Here is a 16943-nt window from a genome sequence, read left to right on the forward strand (position 1 = left end):
AAGGGTAAAATTCTTGATGATTTACTTAGCTAAAGTACTAATAGTGCTTATAATTTCTTCAATTGGATATCCCGGAACTCAACTTTCATTGGAGGTCCCAGGTGAAGCTGAAACCCTAACTTGTTGCCGACAGACTTTGATGCTCCATCATCCATCAGGATAGTCATAATCTGACCGTTTATTAGATGAATAATGGAATTCCCCCGGGCTATGATATGATATTGGTTCCAGGCGTTTTCAGTGGTATCAATTTTTGATATCAATGATTCCTGCGCTCCGGTTCTTGCTAAAATTTCAGAAGAAGTACTGTTCATTAGGAGCACAATTTCTCCACGCTTTGCTAAGGTAGCTCGGCCTCTTTCTTCATGCACGTTCCCGGTATATTTATGTGAACCATCAAAGTCAGCCTGATAACCACGAAGCATAAATTCTTTTCCTTCCATGGGTTCGCTTCGGTAGTTAATTCCACTGTTTCCTTTTTGTGAAATCCTGAAGTCCACCTTTAGCTCAAAGTCATGACCGGTGTTACCTTCCCAAATAAAAAAAGTATTCTCAATCAGGATATTATCAGGGGTGATCTCACCAATTAAGACTCCCTCCTCAAACCGCCAATATCCATCCTTTCCACTCCATTGGTTGAGTGTGCTGTCGGTTAAGATGGTCTGGAAACTATTATCTGCATTGGGAGTGGGAGATTTTGATGGTTCACAACCGGTAAGCATCAGTAGAATAACGACAGGAAGTATGGTAGCTTTCAGATTCATAGAATGGGTAACGATGGTTATTTCAATTCAAACATTCGGATTCTTTTTTGTTCTTCAGAAACATCGGTAAAAGCTATAAGAATACCACGATCTGATGTAGTTATCTGTGGAAATCCTGTACTTCTTTTTCCTGAGATATTTGGAATGGAATATTGTTTCAATGGTTCTCCGTTCAGGGAATAAGAGGCGAGGTTTAGCTGTCCGGAATCATCAACTGAAGAAAGCCAGCTAACCCAGATTTTGTCATCATTCATTAAGATATCCGTTCTTCCTATAGCGTCCTGGTCATCAACGGAAATCACGGCATCATAAGTTATTCCATAATCATTGGAAATGCCGAGTTGTACTTTTGCCTGTCCATTTGCACCTGTGAACCAACTTGTGGCAACGATTCTATTTTGAGCATCGATAGCGGGCCCGTTAACGGGACAAGCGGCTATTTCCCAATTATCTTTGTACACAACCTTGGGTTCGCTCCAGCTTCCATCCCTGAAAACAGAGGAGTAAATATCACGAACTTCATCTTCCGTTCGGTTACGGTAGTTCACAATAAACCCGCTCTCCGTTTTAGCTAAGGAGGTGTTGCAACAATCACATACAGAATCATCAATGAGGAATTTCTCTATGATTTGACCCTTTCTGTCAATAATGGCTCCACGTAGGGTCATGGCCTTGCTGAGATCTGCATATTCATGATGATCTCGTCCGGCAGTTTTGCGGCCATCTAACCATACCGCCATGAAGGTGGAATCAGAAGCAGGAAGCATGCTCAGGAAACCGTGCTCGGTTGCAGTTTCATCCTGGTGAGGGATGATTTTATCCGTCCATTCACTATTGTAAGCAGAGATGTTAACATCGTAGGCATACGTTCCACCGGGTTTTTTATTAAGCCAGTGAGCTGCCATCGGTTGTCCATCTTTTCCAATAATGGAAGGATAATCTGCCCAGTTTAGAAACCAGGTAGAATCAGCTGAAATAACAGAAGCCTCAGACCAGGTACTGTTCACTAATGTGGCGTATTTTAACTCAGCAAGTTGTTCTTTTTCTTCAACCCAGCTCATAAAAACGGTGCCGGTATTATCAGTGTATAAAGAGGGAAGGGAGCTGTTATCTCCGGCTACAGACGGTATTTCCTGAAGTTGTACGTCAGCTTTTTTGGAGCAACTGTTTGTCAGTAAAAGAACGCTAAGAAGGATCGGTAATCTCATTCTGTTTTGTATATAATTGATAGGCTAAGAATATACCTAATACATGCAGTAGTATAACAATTCCAAAATACCATAATGGTTCGGATTGATAAGAATTATAAAATTCCATGGCTCTCCACCCAATCAAAATAACGCCAAAAATCAGAGCATTACGAAGGGTGTTTTTATTGATTACCGTGAGGACAAGCATAGAAACAAGCCAGGTACTTGTAATCACAGAAAGCAAAATCACTACAATCCAAACGGTGGATGGCAAGTGGGAAATACCATAAAATTGGAAATCTATGCGATGATAAAAGGTGATGATAAGCCGGGCAAACCCTTCAAAAAAGAGGAATCCGGCAAATCCTGATGTAATGGCCAAAAAAGATTTCATGAACGGTTTTTTGCTGTGGATTGTATGGACTTCCAAGTCATTAACCAAACTTTTTACGTGACAACCACCAGTACTAAGGACCAACGACCAACGACTAACGACTAACGACTAACGACTAACGACTAACGACTAAAAACGAAATCATGCCAGAAGGACCGGAAATTTGGAGAGCAGCAGATAAAATCAGTGAAGCCATTGCAGGTAAGGAAATCGAAGAGGTGTTTTTTGCTTTTGAAGAGCTTAAACCATTTGAGCCAAAGCTGCAGGGCTTAAGAGTAGATTCCATCACCCCAAGAGGAAAAGCCATTGTTACTTCTTTTGAGAACAACCTGAATCTATATTCTCACAATCAGCTATATGGAAAGTGGATGATTGGGAAAGATGGGAGTGAGCCCGATACCAACCGGTCGCTGAGAGTAGCGATTCATACTGCTGATTCATCGGCCTTTTTATACTCTGCCTCCGAAATTGAAATGATTGAGGATGAAGAAGTGGAGGCCCATCCCTATATAAAGAAACTTGGTCCGGATGTGGTGCACCCTGAAACTACGTATGATGAAGTATTGCAGCGGTACCAAAGCAGTTCGTTTAAGAACCGTAAACTATCAACGTTGCTATTAGATCAGGGTTTCTTAAGCGGTCTTGGAAATTATTTGAGAAGCGAAATCTTATTTTGTTCACGCGTTGATCCGCAATTTAGAGCCAGAGATTGTAGTGAAGATCAAATAGAAGCATTGGCAAAACATTCACTGGAACTTTCGCGCAGATCCTACAAAACCGGCGGACTCACAACCCCCGATGATTTGGTGAAGGCGCTGAAAGAGGAGGGAGCTTCCCGAAAGCAATACCGGCACTATGCGTATGGAAGAGCAGGAAAACCATGCTATAAATGCGGCAAGGAAATACAGGTTGTGGAGACCGGCGGTCGAAAGATTTATTATTGTGAAACAGAACAGAAAGACTTGAATTAAATAGATGTTCCGTGTGCAATATTGGTGCTAAACTTTGTATGTTTGGGCTCCTTAAAAACCAAAGAAAGTGAAAATGAAAAAGATATTTGCACCTGTAATTTTGATGTTACTGTCCACTTCGCTGCTTGCCCAGGATGCAGAGGTAATCCGACTTTCTGAGCCGGTTCAGGAAACAGAAACATATGAAGTATTTGGTTCGGAAATAGAACAATGGAATGAGGCAACATCGCTTGTTTCGCTAATTGAATCTGAAAAAGAACTATCGGGAAAGGAAGTAACGATAGAAACAGAAGTTGCTAAAGTTTGCCAAAAGAAAGGCTGCTTTTTTGTGGCTAATCAGGACGGTTACTCTGCGCGGATCACCTTTAAGGATTATGGATTTTTCATTCCTACAGATTCTCAGGGCAAAACCGTTACGTTAGTAGGCACTTTTACCGTCAAAGAGCTTTCTGAAGAACAGGCTAAGCACTATGCTGAAGATGCAGGAGAAGATGCGGAGGCTATCAAAGGCCCTCAAAAAGAGTATTCTATTGTAGCTACATCCGTCATGATTCCTAAATCATAACATTAATTTTAGATATTTAAACTATTCATGCCAGAGAACGATTTTTTACAAGCTGAAGCGACTATTCATTCAACCAAGCAATTGATGGAATCTCCGGAAGTGGAGGCCATTGCCAAGAAAGTTATTGAAAAGCATAAACTCGAATTTGGCCCCGCTGAAATCGGCTATTTTCTTGTTTACCCGAATCTTTCCAAACAGCGGGCGGCCAAGTGCATGAAAGCCAGCCGCGAAGTAAAACATTATTCCGGCAATGACTACCTGATAGAAATATCCGGGGAGTTGTGGGATATGCTCGATAATGAAACGAAGGAGATGATGCTCTACCACGAGCTTCTTCATGTAGACCCGACTTTTAAGTCTAAGACTCAGGAGTGGAAAATGACCATCCGTAAGCCGGATTTTGCAGACTTCTACACCATCAATGATAAATTCGGGAACGAGTGGTATAAGACCATTCAGGCCACAGCTTCTTCTCTATACGATCTGGATCCACGCCAGGAGAGCAAAGTAAAATTGTAAGGGGGTAATAGGTTTTAGGCGATAGGCTTTAGGTGTTAGGAATGAGCCTAACACCTAACACCTTGCCACTAAAACCTATCTCACCTCGTAGCCTTCTTTTTCCAGGATTTTTTTGATTCGATCGACATGATCTCCCTGGATTTCAATGGTCTTGCCCTTTATAGTACCACCGGTGCCCAGCTGGGTTTTTAATTTCTTCTCTAAATCTTCGATTACCTGAGGGTTATGCGTGATTCCTCGAATAACGGAAACCTGCTTTCCTCTTCGTCCGGCCGTTTCCATTTTTACACTAACTTTCATTCTATACTTTGGTTTTTTTCCAATTTCCGCGTCGGAACAATATAAAGCCTATTACGCCCAATAGTGATTCCGCAACTACTATAGAGTAAAAAACGCCTTCTTCGTTCCATTCAAGCGTTATAGCGAGGAAGTAAGCAAGCGGGATTTCGATAAGCCAGAAGCAAATAAGGTTGATGAGCGTGGGAGTTTTGGTATCACCGGCACCGTTAAAGGCCTGAATAATCACCATCCCGAAAGCATACGCCAGATATCCATAACTCATAATACGCAGGCATTTTGAACCAACGGCAATAATGGCGGCATCATCAGTGAAAATGCTCACCAGGTTTTCGGAAAATATCAGGAAGCAAACCCCGACCAAGCTCAAAAATATCATATTGATGATAGCCGATATCCAGGTTGATTTCTCTGCTCTTTCGGGTTGATTCGCTCCCAGATTTTGTCCCACAAGGGTTGCTGCTGCGTTACTCATGCCCCAGGAAGGCAGGATAGAAAATATTAGTATACGAATGGCAATGGTATATCCGGCCAAAGCAATACTTCCAAATTCAGCAATGATTCGCACCAGGCCAACCCAACTGGCGGTGGCAATCAAGAACTGCCCTATACCGCCAATTGAAACGCGAATCATCCTTTTAAGGATTTCTGTTTGGATGGAGATATGCCTTCTTAGGATGATAATTCGTCCTTTGCCATCAAAGAGGCGATAGAACTGGTAACATACACCTATTCCTCGTCCTATGGTTGTTGCTACAGCAGCACCGGCTATTCCCAGTTCCGGAAAAGGGCCATACCCAAAAATTAGCAGTGGGTCTAATACAATATTGATTCCATTGGCAATCCAAAGCACTCTCATTGCTATGGCGGCATCACCGGCTCCACGGAAAATAGAGTTGATCACAAACAGGAACATAATCACCAAGTTTCCACCTAACATAATGGCTGTGTAGGATGAAAGGTGGGTGGCTATATTCTCATTCGCTCCCATGAGCTGCAAAATTTCTTCAGCATAGAATATCCCTGTTAAGGAAATGGGAGCAGAAATAATCAGGCAAACAAAAATAGCCTGAACGGCTGATTTTGCAGCATCATCTTTATTCTTTTCACCAATTCGGCGGGATATGATAGCGGTGGTAGCCATGCTGAAGCCAATGGCGATGGCATACACAAGGGTGAGAACAGATTCGGTGATGCCAACGGCTGCGACAGCATCTGCGCCAAGCTTGGAGACAAAGAAAATATCGACAACGGCGAAAATGGATTCCATCATCATCTCCAGCACCATGGGGATGGACAGAATTAATATAGCTCTGCTAATATTCCCTTTAGTAAAGTCGAGCTCGGTTCCAGCCAGAGAGGCTTTTATGTCAACCCATATTGAATTTGGGGAAGTTTCTGGCTGTATTTCGGACATAGACTAATGTGGACGAGGGGAAAGAAAGTGGGATCCGTGCACATGCACGTTTTGCACCTTCCAGGCTAATTTCTCAATTAAAGAGGAGGGAGCTTTGAAAAGAACAACCGAGTCTGCTTTTCTGACTACCATACGATCCAGTTGATCAAACTCTTTGAATTCAAGAACTACAGGTGCTTTAATCTTATGTACCTTTCTGAGAAAATATTTTTCCTGTGGGGAAGCATACTTGACAGCAGATCCGGTGAATCCGGTATAGACGCCATTAAGCTGTTCTGCATTCTTAAAGATGACAAGAGGCGCTTTTTCATCAATAGAAGAAATACAGTTACCGATGTTGGTATAACTTTCTTCTTCATAAGGTGTTACGATTTCAGCCAAATCAATGATTACTGCTTCACCTATAATTTCTCTTTTAAGTTCATCAAGAGCAGCTTCGCGATTGGTGGTAAAAGGTCCTGCATAAACAATCAGTGTATGCTCAGAATCGCCGAGGTCTCTGAATTTTTTTAGAAACTCTTTATAGTTCACACTGTTGTATTCAAAAGTATTCTTTGCGTCCATATTCGAAAACTGTACCTGATTATTGATGAGCTCCAAAGGTAGCGGTTAGAACGATTGTAAGAAAGGCTTAAAACAAAAAAAGTCCGCCTTGGGTAAGGCGGACTTTTGAATTTAAAAAGTTAGAGTAAGATTAATTAGTGTTAACGGGAGTTCCTCCATTATTCTCCAGTCTTCTAACGCCATAGATTCCACTAAAGGTAGTTACGTTTCCAGAAGGAGTAATTACTCTTATCTGTAGAGTGATGTCAGCGGGAGCACTGCTGTCTTCGTCCGTATCACGTATTGAGAACTGGAATTGAGTTGCACCCGGCCCCGGATTAATATGGTCGCCAAGCGTAAAGTTAGCATCACCAGTAACTTCAATTCCATCGCCACCATCAATTTGAATTTCGGTACCTGCAGGCATTGGGTTGCCGTTGAGGTCTTGTACAACATAATCAAACGTAGCACCACCACCTGGAGCCAATGTATCAAAAGGCATAGCATCCGGTGTACTGATATTAGCTGCTGAAGTAGAGAATACAAGAGGGGCAGTTTGAGTAATAAACTGGCTGTTTTCATCTATTGTTCTTGCAGTAACTGTTAAGTCACCATCATTTAGCGGACCTCTCGGATTACCGGATTGTAGCGTTACAGAAGCTCTTCCTAATTCATTGGTATGATCTACTGCTGAGCCTTCAATAACACCTCCTGTAGTTTCAAAGTAAACAGCGGTTCCGGGTTTTACAGGATTGCTAAACTTATCACCTACAATAACTTCTAATGTTGTGGTTGTTCCATTAATATTGAAGCCTTCAATATTTTTGGTAGTAGGGGCAATACTAAAGTGCGCTAAGTCAGGAAATCCACCATGAATGGTAATAGCAACAGGATTTGAGCGAATAGTTGATGGAGCAAAAGGAGGTTCAATCCTTGCTTGAATTTGCAGAACTCCGGCAGTATTACCACTAAATACGTTAGTTGTTACTCTGCCTGTTGAGTTAGTGGTTGCTACAGCCGGTAATACACCTTCACCGCCACCGGGACCTTGAATGATTTCAAACTCTACATCAACAGGGCCGTCTAAATCTAATGGCCGTCCCGCTGAATCCTGAACCTGAAATGTTAGAGATGAGTTTACAATACCACCGGTTTCCTTAATGTTAATAGTATTTCTCTGTACGTTTTCAAGAACAATGGCAGCCGGAGCACTTGGTGTTCCTGAAACGCCACCGCCTGTTCCATAAATAGTTAACTCACTGTTTGTAGTAACAGTACCGGATGGGGAAGTAGCTGTAATATAGATGGTTTCAGATTTACTGAAATTACTTGCAGCGGTAGCTGTGAAGCTGAATTCGGTTGTACCTTGTCCTGCTGTAAGTTCATTGGGCATTGTATAAGATGTAACTCCCGTTAAATTAACACCACCATTACCACCGGTAACAACCTCTATTGTAGTACCTGCCGGCATAGGATTACCATTCAGGTCGATAACTTCATAACCTATATCGAAACTTTCATCAGGACCTAATTCCAGCTCCGTGATATCCGGTGTGATATTGGCTTTGGAGGTTGAGAAGATGAAAGGGGAAGTTTGAGAAATCTCATTTCCATCAGCATCGGTAGTTTTGGCAGTTACCAATCCCTGGCCGTTGCCGGGTCGAGGGTTTCCGGCATAAAGAGTGACTTCGGTATAGCCCGTTTCATCAGTATGCCCATTTCCCGAACCATCAATGACACCTCCGGTAGTTTCAAAGTAAACCGCAGTTCCGGGTTTTACAGGGTTACTGAACTCATCACCGGCTCTGACCTTATAGGTAATAGCAGCGCCATTTCTATCAAAACCTTCTATGTTAGTTACGGTTAGAGGTTCTAATGTGAAATGATTGGCATCAGGAAATCCGCCATGAATGGTTACAGAAACAGGCTTCGATATAATAGACGTGCCAACCACTTGCGCTTGAATTTGTACTACACCGGCCGTATTTCCGGCATTTAGGTTAGAAGTGGCCCTTCCCTGAGCATCTGTTGTAACAGTTGTAGGAGTAATGCTCGCCCCACCGGGGTTAGATAAAATAGAGAATTGGACGTCAACAGCACTTTGTGAATTTAATGCACGTCCTGCTGAATCCTGAACTTGGAAAGTAAAGGTTGAATTCGTTGTTCCACCTGACTCTGCAATATTAATGGTTTCATTACTCAGGCTAATCAATTCCATCGAAGCAGGTTCTTCGGGGTCACCTGCAACAACGCCACCGGTAGTGGCTACAACTAAAGCTCTGTTTGTAATTACACCGGTAGGAGAGGTTACTTTAATGACTACATTAGCACTACCATCAAAACTTTGATTTGCATTAATATTAAAGGAAAAATCAGTGATTCCGTTACCTCCCGTTAGCGCATCTTCGATAGTTTGGGAGGTATTACCGCTTAAGGATAATGCATTAGTCTCGCTTGTAACATTGACGGAGGTACCTGCAGCCATGGGGTTTCCGTTTTTATCGGTAACGGTAAAATCAACAGTTTGATTATCACCGGCAGCTAATACAATCTCAGTATCATTGAAATCAGTGGTTATGTCAGCTTTCGAAGTAGTAAATAAGAAATCAATGGTTGCCGGTATTTCTGTGTTATCTTTATCAACAGTAGTCGCTGTTACCGTTCCTGTTCCATAGTCTGCGGGATTAAGACTTACACTTGCCTCTCCATCATCATTGGTATGATTTTCAGAAGAGCCGGTAATTACTCCGTTATCCGTCTCAAAATAAACAGCAGTCCCAGGTTTAACAGGGTTACTGAACTCATCCCCTAATAATGCATTAACAGGCACTCTAAGCTCATCTGATAACTCATAATTAAAGTTTGAAGATGATAAAGAAAAGTTGCTTGCTGTTGGAAAACCTCCATGGATAGTTACAGCTACCGGTTTTGAAAGAATGCTGGTTCCATCCACTTGCGCCTGAATTTGGACCACACCGGCGGTATTTCCAGCATTAAGGTTAGAGGTTACACGCCCTTGGGCATCTGTTCTTGCAGTTGTTGGGGTAATGCTTGCTCCCCCGGGGTTAGAAAGTATGGAGAAAGATACATCTACGGCACTTTCAGAATTTAAAGATCGACCGGCTGAATCTTGTACTTGAAAAGTAAAAGCGGTGTTTGTTAATCCACCGGATTCAGCAATGTTAATAGTTTCGTTCGCCAATGAGACCAGTTCCATTGAAGCCGGAGCTTCAGGGTCACCTGCAACTACTCCACCTGTAGAGCTGATTACTATATTATCTGTACTTGTTACCCCGGATGGTGAGGTTACATCTATTGAAATATTTTGTGTTCCGCTAAAATCTTCTCCAACAGAGGCATTAAAACTGAAAGAAGTGATTCCGTTACCCCCACTAAGTTCATCACCTAATGTAGTAGAAGTTGTTCCACTTAGAGTAATAGAACCTTCTGTTGATACCTGAATAGAAGTACCCGCAGCCATAGGGTTACCATTTCTGTCAGTCACAGTATAGTCAATGCTGGTACTCTCTCCGGGATTTAAAGAAATTTCATCAGTAGCTACTATATTTGCTTTAGAACTTGAAAATAATAAACCAAGGCTTTGTTGAATCTCCTGATCATTTTTATCCACCGTTGTAGCTGTAACAGTTGTACTTCCTGTTCCATCGGGATTCAGGTTCACTGTGGCTTTACCTTCCTCGTCAGTATGACCTTCCGCTGATCCGGCAATAACTCCATTTGTGGCATTAAAATATACCGCAGTTCCGGGAGTAACGGGGTTACTGAATTCATCACCAACAAGCACAGAGATCGGTACCTGAAGCCCCTGTACATACTCATAGTTTAAACTGGAAGTGGAAATTGAAAAATAATTTGCATCAGGAAATCCACCATGAATAGTAATTGCTACGGGTTCGGAAGTAATGACTACTTGCTCACTGATTACCTTCCTGGCAACCTTATTGTTGTCCATGGAAGGGGTGGTATTATTTAAATCATCAAGAGAATTTGTACTTGAGCTCAAGTTTTTATTTGATACACTGGCTAAGGGGGAGAACTTTTGAACGGTTCGTTCAATTCTTGCCTGTACTTTAACTACTCCAGCGGTATTACCACTTTTTAAAGTAGCACTGGCTTTACCCTGGGCATCTGTGGTTACCGTTAAAGGTGCGATTTCTTCTCCACCGCCCGGACCAGAAACAATAGAAAACTCTACATCAATAGCGTTAACAAGATCTATACTGTTGCCGGAAGAATCCTGCACTTCAAAGGTAATGGTACTGCTTGTATTTGCGCCTGTAGCAGCAATATTAATCGTTTCTGAGCTAAGTTCTGCTAATTGAATTGCAGCAGCACCACCAGAGGGGCCGGAAGGTCCATCATCGTCACCATCATCACCATCTCCACTTTGATCCGCGGGTAATTCAAAATTAAACCCGGTGATTTGATCTTTTGGAGTCACTTTTAAAGTTCTGTTTACTTCGGTGAAATTTGGTGCAGAAGCTGTAATGCTAAGGTCTGTAATTTCTAAAATTTCCAGAGCCCCCAGAGAATATTGGCCTGTACTGTCGGTTCGGGTAAAGGTATTACTAAACTCCCCGGGATCAGTAATCTGGACCAAAGCATCCATAACAGGTTCACGTGTTTGTTCGTGAGTGACCTGTCCCTGAATGATGACCCCTTCATCATCGGATGATTTACAAGAGTTGATCAGAAGGGTTACGAATAAAGCCGTGCAAAGAAGTAGAGATATTTTACGCATAGTTTTTTCTTTTATAGAGAACTAAGGGGATACTAAGTTACAATAAAATTCATTTCAAGTTAGAAATACGTTATAAATGAGAAAGAGGAGGGAAGGTGCCCCGTAACCACACGGAATCAAAACCTTAAGCGTTTGCCGGTTCTGCTTTTTCGGGATTTAGTTCAGGTTCGGGCACGTATTTCCACACTACATAGGCCATCAGAAGGATCATTGCAGTGCCCATCAGTGTATTGCTTACATACCCCTGTTGCACATAAAACGGGCCTGCTATAGAGCCGCCAACCCCGTATCCTACCTGACCGATGGCTACCAACAAACTCATTAATGACCCTCTGTTGTCGGATTTTATCAGTTGTGTTGACAAAGCCTGAAATGGGCTGATCCTCATCGCAATGAGAACCATGGCAGCAAAAAAGATGAGGTAGGCTACCCAAAATTCAGATACTACATAGGTGGTAATACCCATCACCACAGAAAGACCCAGGCAGGAAATGATGATGATCTTCTTGCGTCCGATGCGATCTGATATTTTACCGGCAATAGGACCGGTAATCACATTTGCCACACCCCCCACAAAGAAAAGGGTAGCAATAGCCTTGCCGTCTACTCCGAAAGAGTTTTCCAGCCAGGTGGGCAGGTAAACCACGTACACTGAGATACTCAAAAACATCACCACATAAGCAAAAGCAACAGCCCGGACTTCACTCCGCTTGAGTAACTCGTAATATTTTGAGATCGACCCCTTAAAGGTAACTCTGTCTTTTGATAGTTCTACATTAGGTTGTGGAACTTTAAACAGGATAAGAATGAAGGTTAGAGCCATGATGCAACCAAAGAGAACAAAAGGAATCCGGAAGCCAAAAAAATCGGCGAGGAGTGTTCCGATGGGAATCCCCAAAATTTGTCCCATAGCGATACCGCTCATAATCCAGCCATTGGCCCAGCCTCTCTTTTCGTAGGGAAAATAATCTCCAACATAAGCAACAGCAGCCCCGCTCAGTACTCCACCGGCCATTCCGGCTAAAGCCCGAACGATCAGGAGTCCAACAAATGAATCTACCAATCCGTGAAGAAATAAGAAGAAGGAGATGCCTCCGGTTCCAATCAATAAGATTTTTCGGCGTCCGATTTTGTCGGAAAGTGGCCCCATAATAATGGCAAAAAGACCGACCATTACCGCATAAACGGTAACGAGGTTGCCTAATATTTCAAATGGAGTTCCCAATTGTTCACTGATACGGGGAAGGATGGGAGAAATGATCATGACCTGACTACTTGCTGCAAATACAAGTAGCCAGAGGGCAAAAATAATAAGATAGGGATTGCCGTCTTGCTTCTTCGTCATTCTTAATTCTTTCGACCAAGATAGAGTGCAGACTTATAAAAAACAGTAAATAATTTTTTACGTCTTCTCATTGTTTTTAAACCTTCCATTTATGTTTTTGAGTGGCGAGCCGATGATCACAATATCACTTTAAAAAATTCAAATATTCATTTAAGAACAATATTCTTATTTCTAAAAAAAAAGTAGTTTATTGTAACAAATTAGGATATATATCATCATTTAGTAGCAACCCGGTAGAGCATAGTTTTCGTAGTAGAATTAAGAAATACTGGAATTTTGAAATTATATTAAAAACAGACGCATCGTCTTAAGAACCGAGAAGGGTAATTTTTAGCATTATGGGACAATTCAGGCTAAAAGCGATTTCGCAAAAAGGTAAAGTAGTTCAAACTGAATTTGAAGCTGACAATAAAAAAGAAGCTCAACTTAAAGTAGACAGGCTTTCGAAGACTAACGGATTGAAGATTCAATCGGTGGACGAGAAAGTGATGTTTATGTATAAAGTACAGCGACCGGGCAAACCGGTGGTTACGGGTGAGCAGGAAGCCTACAGTAAAGAAGAGTTAGAAAAAGCGCTCGTTAAGCTTGGTTATAAAGTTAAAAGCATCAATAAAAAGCTTTTTGACTTTAAAGGCGGAGTACCCCAGCAGGAAGTTGTTACCTTCATCCGGCTATCTTCTGATTTGCTGCAGCAGCAACTCCCTTATGATGAGATTCTGAACCTGCTGTACGAAGATACCCAGAACAAGCGGATGAAAGAGGTGATTAAAACCATCCAGAAAGACCTGAAGGATGGTAAAGAAGGTTCTGAGGTGTATGGAAAGCATGAAGACGTTTTCGGCAAGTTTGCAGCTTATATGTTAAGTGTTGCCTCAACATCAGGTAATATGGCCCTTGTATTTGAAAGTACAGCCAAGTTCATGGAGCGGGACGCTGAATTTAAGAAGAATATGCGCCGCGCCCTCATGATGCCTGCAGTTACGGTATTGGCTGTAATAGGGGTGGTGCTGTTTTATGTGGGTTATATTTTCCCTGCAACGGCCGAAATGTTCCTGGAAATGGATATTGCACTTCCTCCAATGACGGCCGCTACTCTCGAAATGAGTTACTGGCTCCGGGATAACTGGGTATTAATTGTGCTATCGTTCGTTATACCTATTGGAGGATTTATCTATTTTGTCCGTACACCAAAGGGGCAGTTATTCAAAGATAAATACATTATACATTTGCCCGTTTTGGGTGATTTGTTGCACAAAACAAGTATTGAGATTTTTGCCCGAGTATTTTACACTCTATACAGTGGTTCAGGGCAAAACATCGAAGTTATTAAGGTGGCTTCTGAAGCATGCAGGAACAAATACATGGAAAAGCAGATTAAAGAAGTCGCGATACGAAAAATGTTGAAGGATGGTGCCGGACTTATCGAATCGATGGAGGCTACCGGTGTTTTTACAAATACAGCTTTAAGTAGATTCAGGCTGGGTGCTGAATCGGGTGCTTTAAGGGAAAATGCCAAACAGCTGGCCGAGTACTACGAAATTCAAACCACCTATAAGATGCAGTCGGTAATTGATATGATTAACCTATTTATCAATATGTTTATCATGGTTGCGCTGATTGCTATTACTGTTGTTTCTTCCGAATCAGCCGTAATTCAGCCGAATTCAGGTGTCTAAGAGTTTTAAATGGGAAAAATAAATATACGCAGACATATTGGGGATATCCTTGTAAACAAGGGTATTATCACTAAGGAGCAGTTGCAAAAAGGCTTGTCGATTCTCTCGGAAGAACCCAAAGAGAGTAACCGAAGGCTGGGGCAAATTCTTTCACAGGATCTGGGACTGAACAGGCACCTGATCATGAAGGAAATTGCCAATATCTATGCATTCCGTGAGGTTTTGAAGGATGTGGATGAAATTCCGGGAGAAGTTCTTGATCATATCAAAGAAAACCTGGAAGATCTCCCTAAAGAGATTGTAGATGAACTGGTACACCATAAGGCACTTCCGTATCAGAAAACCAAGAATTCCATTGTAATTGCTGCGGCTGATCCATCTGATCCTAACATTCAAAGCGTACTCAATAAGATTAATTTCAAGCAGACGGAATTAGTCTATTGTAAATACGAGTCGATTGAAGACATCCTGTCAAAAGTTTACGAGCAAAAAAATGAGTTCCTGGACCTGCTCGAAGAAATTGATTATGAAGAACCTGATTTAGATAAGAATCAGGAAGAAATTGACGAAGAAGAGATTGATGCCGAGATCAATCAGAGTATGCTCAATTCCTTGGTGGAAGGGATGTTGGTAGAATCAGTTCGCCAGGGAGTGAGTGATATGCACATTGTGCCGAGTTCACCAACCACCACGGATATCCGGTTCCGTGTGGATGGTAAGTTACAGCTTTGGTACCAGCAGAAGAATGTGAAGCCGGAAGCTATTTCAGCCGTTATTAAAGATAAAACCCGTAATGTTGATCGCTTTGAGCGGGATGCCTCTCAGGATGGATTTATTCAGCGGCAAATTGATGGCGTTGGGATTCGGTACCGGGTTTCCATTATGCCCATTGTTGGTAAGCAATACGACCGGAAGTTTGAATCTATTGTAATACGGGTTTTGGATGATCGAAATGTAATCCGTGACCTGGATAAACTGGGTTTACAGAAGCAAGCGAAAGAAAATTTCATAAAATCGATCCAGAAACCTTCCGGTATCGTAATTATCACGGGACCAACCGGTAGTGGTAAATCAACCACGTTGGTAGCCGCCTTGTATTATGTAATTGATCCGACAAAGAATGTACTTACCGTAGAGGAACCTGTGGAGTATATTATTGAAGGAGCGAGGCAGCTAAAGATTAGTAATCATATGACCTTTGATCAGTCGATCAGGGGTATTCTCCGACATGACCCTGATATTGTACTTGTAGGAGAGATGAGGGATTTAAAGACCGCTGAAATTGCTATTAAACTGGCAAATACCGGTCACTTAACCTTTTCAACCCTTCACACCAATGATGCGCCTAGTGCGATTTCCCGTCTGTTCAAGATGGGGGTTGAGCCGTTTTTGATTGCAAATGCCGTAAACCTGGTAGTTGCCCAGCGTTTGATCAGGCGGTTGTGCAGTAATTGTAAGGAACAATTCACTCCACATCCGGAGACAGCCAAGGGCATTGGTTTCACAGATAAAGAAATTGAAGAATCTACCTTCTACAAAGCGGTAGGATGCGAAAAATGTAATCAAACCGGCTTTAAAGGCCGTGCTGGTATTCACGAGGCGCTTTATTTCTCAAAAGAGATAAAGCAAATGATACTGGATGCCGGTGGCGATATTGATGAAGGAGCTATCAAAGAGCTGGCAATGTCGCAAGGGATGCTTACATTGCGTGGGTCTGGCCGGGAGCGTGTGAAAGAAGGTGTTTCCACGATCGAAGAAATTGTGGCTGCAACTATTGAAGATTAATAAGCGGAAAACTTGAAATTAAATATTAACTTAATGCATATTGCTGTTATGCCAGTAGTAACCATTACAGGGGTTTAGTATGAGTACCGAGATGTCAAATTCCGGCGATGAATTAATGACCGATTACATAAAGAAGTTTTTGAAAGAACCTCCGTTGCTTCTGAAAAACTTCCATTATGAGGACGTTCTGGAGTTCCTTCAGTTAGGGAAGGAAGAAAGGTTTCTATCTGATGAAATTATTTTGAACGAGTCGGAATATGTTAACTCAGCCTATTTAGTAGCCGAAGGAAAAGTATGTATCTGGAAGGATAACATACAGTTAGCTACGTTGGGGGAAGGGAATTTTTTAGGGGAAACCTTCTTATTCAGTAAAAATAATAGAATGGCTAAGGTTACAGCTGAGGGCGATTGTGTAGTGCTAAGATACGAGCGATACGAAGCCCTTAATTTTTTCAGGAAAAAACCCGAAAAGCTGTTTAATATCTTTACAAAAAATATCATCGAAATACAGCAGCGTAAAATAAGTAACATGAACGTTCAATTACTCAACTTAAAGAAGAGGTTACTGAACGATACCAATTGGTAACACTGTAAACATTATTGTACGGCAAATTGATAAATCGCAAGCACATAAGCTTGGATTGTTAGTTTTTTTTAATTTTTTTCGTAACAATAGGCCTTTACAGGTATCCTGTTATTTGTCATCAACAAATTG

General features: G+C 41.9%; 14 protein-coding genes. 6 read left to right on the plus strand and 8 right to left on the minus strand.

Annotated features, from left to right (window positions below; translation table 11 throughout):
- Positions 1-47 precede the first annotated feature (47 nt).
- From NM125_RS13855 to NM125_RS13865, 3 genes are read right to left on the minus strand one after another with little or no spacing between them, the layout of a single operon-like run.
- The gene (locus NM125_RS13855) at positions 48-764 is read right to left on the minus strand and encodes a 3-keto-disaccharide hydrolase (RefSeq protein ID WP_255135561.1); all 717 of its coding nucleotides are present in this window, start codon (positions 762-764) and stop codon (positions 48-50) included.
- A 17-nt stretch (positions 765-781) separates the two neighbouring features.
- Positions 782-1972 (minus strand): hypothetical protein, encoded by a 1191-nt coding sequence (locus NM125_RS13860; protein WP_255135562.1) that lies wholly within the window; start codon positions 1970-1972, stop codon positions 782-784.
- On the minus strand, positions 1950-2348 hold the full coding sequence (locus NM125_RS13865; protein WP_255135563.1) for a hypothetical protein: 399 nt from the start codon (positions 2346-2348) through the stop codon (positions 1950-1952). Before NM125_RS13865 ends, NM125_RS13860 begins: the two co-directional genes overlap by 23 nt.
- Before the next feature lie 143 nt (positions 2349-2491).
- Here NM125_RS13865 and nei point away from each other — a divergent pair, with 143 nt between their 5' ends.
- From nei to NM125_RS13880, 3 genes are all read left to right on the plus strand, one after another.
- Entirely contained in the window at positions 2492-3319 is an 828-nt protein-coding gene (gene nei / locus NM125_RS13870) for an endonuclease VIII (protein ID WP_255135564.1), read from the plus strand.
- A gap of 73 nt (positions 3320-3392) precedes the next feature.
- Positions 3393-3884, plus strand: a complete 492-nt coding sequence (locus NM125_RS13875) for a DUF4920 domain-containing protein (RefSeq protein WP_255135565.1) — start codon at positions 3393-3395, stop codon at positions 3882-3884.
- A gap of 27 nt (positions 3885-3911) precedes the next feature.
- Positions 3912-4403 (plus strand): putative metallopeptidase, encoded by a 492-nt coding sequence (locus NM125_RS13880; RefSeq protein WP_255135566.1) that lies wholly within the window; start codon positions 3912-3914, stop codon positions 4401-4403.
- A 75-nt stretch (positions 4404-4478) separates the two neighbouring features.
- On the opposite strand, the gene NM125_RS13885 is transcribed toward NM125_RS13880, so the two are convergent.
- The 5 genes from NM125_RS13885 to NM125_RS13905 all read right to left on the minus strand — a co-directional run bounded on the left by NM125_RS13885 (position 4479) and on the right by NM125_RS13905 (position 12767).
- Entirely contained in the window at positions 4479-4703 is a 225-nt protein-coding gene (locus NM125_RS13885; RefSeq protein ID WP_255135567.1) for a translation initiation factor, read from the minus strand.
- A 1-nt stretch (position 4704) separates the two neighbouring features.
- The gene (locus tag NM125_RS13890; RefSeq protein WP_255135568.1) at positions 4705-6117 is read right to left on the minus strand and encodes an MATE family efflux transporter; all 1413 of its coding nucleotides are present in this window, start codon (positions 6115-6117) and stop codon (positions 4705-4707) included.
- A 3-nt stretch (positions 6118-6120) separates the two neighbouring features.
- Entirely contained in the window at positions 6121-6681 is a 561-nt protein-coding gene (locus tag NM125_RS13895) for a hypothetical protein (protein ID WP_255135569.1), read from the minus strand.
- A gap of 130 nt (positions 6682-6811) precedes the next feature.
- A complete protein-coding gene (locus NM125_RS13900) occupies positions 6812-11422 on the minus strand; it encodes an invasin domain 3-containing protein (RefSeq protein WP_255135570.1) in 4611 nt (1536 codons plus the stop codon).
- 124 nt (positions 11423-11546) lie between these two features.
- The gene (locus NM125_RS13905; RefSeq protein WP_255135571.1) at positions 11547-12767 is read right to left on the minus strand and encodes an MFS transporter; all 1221 of its coding nucleotides are present in this window, start codon (positions 12765-12767) and stop codon (positions 11547-11549) included.
- 338 nt (positions 12768-13105) lie between these two features.
- Here NM125_RS13905 and NM125_RS13910 point away from each other — a divergent pair, with 338 nt between their 5' ends.
- The 3 genes from NM125_RS13910 (at position 13106) to NM125_RS13920 (ending at position 16814) form a co-directional block, all read left to right on the plus strand.
- Positions 13106-14443, plus strand: coding sequence for a type II secretion system F family protein (locus tag NM125_RS13910; RefSeq protein WP_255135572.1), 1338 nt, complete (start codon positions 13106-13108; stop codon positions 14441-14443).
- Positions 14444-14452: 9 nt separating this feature from the next.
- Positions 14453-16228 (plus strand): GspE/PulE family protein, encoded by a 1776-nt coding sequence (locus NM125_RS13915; RefSeq protein WP_255135573.1) that lies wholly within the window; start codon positions 14453-14455, stop codon positions 16226-16228.
- A gap of 79 nt (positions 16229-16307) precedes the next feature.
- Entirely contained in the window at positions 16308-16814 is a 507-nt protein-coding gene (locus NM125_RS13920; protein ID WP_255135574.1) for a Crp/Fnr family transcriptional regulator, read from the plus strand.
- Positions 16815-16943: the final 129 nt, after the last annotated feature.

Origin of the sequence: Gracilimonas sediminicola, assembly GCF_024320785.1 — a bacterium.
Classification (GTDB): Bacteria; Bacteroidota; Rhodothermia; order Balneolales; family Balneolaceae; genus Gracilimonas; species Gracilimonas sediminicola.